The organism is Azospirillum sp. B4 (assembly GCF_000333275.1).
Classification (GTDB): domain Bacteria; phylum Pseudomonadota; class Alphaproteobacteria; order Azospirillales; family Azospirillaceae; genus Nitrospirillum.
The window spans coordinates 1-1,004 of the sequence record NZ_BACU01000054.1; the positions used below are offsets into that span (position 1 = coordinate 1).

Consider the following 1,004-nt stretch of genomic DNA (forward strand, 5'->3'; position numbering starts at 1 on the left):
ACGTGGGGCACCGGGCGAGAAAGGGGGAACTGGGGCGACGTTGCTGCCCTGCCTGGCCATCACTGGGCTAAACCCGCACGTCTACCTCGACACGGTCGTCCTGCTGGGCGCTGTCTCGACACAGTTCGCCGGCGACAAGCCATCCTTCGCCGCCGGCGCCATCAGCGGGTCCTTCCTGTTCTTCTTCTCCCTGGGCTACGGCGCCACCCGCCTGCGCCCCCTGTTCGCCCGGCCCCTGGCCTGGCGGGTGCTGGAGGGCGCCATCGCCCTCGTCATGTGGGCCATCGCCTTCAAACTGGTCGCCAGGGTGTGAGGGCCGCCCACACACCGGCGCCGGCCGCGCTTACTTGGCGGTATGCAGCGCCTTGACCGCATTCAGCATCAGTTGGACGTGCTGGTCGGGATTGTTGTCGGTGTAGCTGGCGACGATCTTGCCGTTCTGGCCGATGACGTAGGACGTGCGGTTGGAGATCGCGGGGTTGCCCTGGTTCTTGGCGTCGTAGTCGGCGGCGATCTTCGCGTCGGGATCGGCGGCCACCATGAACTTGTCCCGGCACTCCACGGAGGAGAACTCGGCCACGCGGTCGATGTTGCCGGCGGTCACGCCCACCACCGTGGCGCCATACTCCTTGAAGGTCTCCGTCGCCTCGGCGAACTCATGCGCCTCCACGGTGCAGCCCTTGGTGAAGGCGGCAGGGAAGAAGTACAGCACCACCGGCCCCTTCTTCAGCGCGTCGGTCAGCGAGAAGGTCGAGGTTTTGCCGCCCAGGGCCCCCTGGGCGGTGAAGGCCGGGGCCGGGGCGCCGTTGGGCAGGGCCGCCCAGGCGGGCGCCGCGGTCGCGAGCGAAAAGGCGGTGGCGAGAACGATCTTGCGCATGTCATCTCCGCGGAGTTTGTCGGGATGCATCCGCCCCCGGTTTGTGGGCCTGACCCTACCCCACGCCAAGCCTGGATGGGGAGCGGTCATTTGCCTCAGGTACTTTACCTCTGGTACGGTTCCGCCG

General features: G+C 67.6%; 2 protein-coding genes. One reads left to right on the forward strand and one right to left on the reverse strand.

Features of this window, described 5'->3' with window-relative positions; genetic code table 11:
• Positions 1 to 313 (forward strand): LysE/ArgO family amino acid transporter (locus I55_RS02270; RefSeq protein ID WP_044558851.1); only part of this gene is annotated, 313 nt, incomplete at its 5' end.
• Positions 314 to 343: 30 nt separating this feature from the next.
• On the opposite strand, the gene I55_RS02275 is transcribed toward I55_RS02270, so the two are convergent.
• Positions 344 to 877: a peroxiredoxin gene (locus I55_RS02275; protein WP_044558853.1), complete on the reverse strand. Its 534-nt coding sequence runs from the start codon at positions 875 to 877 to the stop codon at positions 344 to 346.
• Positions 878 to 1,004: the final 127 nt, after the last annotated feature.

What these genes read in the sequence shown, in the direction of transcription:
- I55_RS02275 (WP_044558853.1), bottom strand. Translation starts at nt 877, where the DNA reads ATGCGCAAGATCGTTCTCGCCACCGCCTTTTCGCTCGCGACCGCGGCG.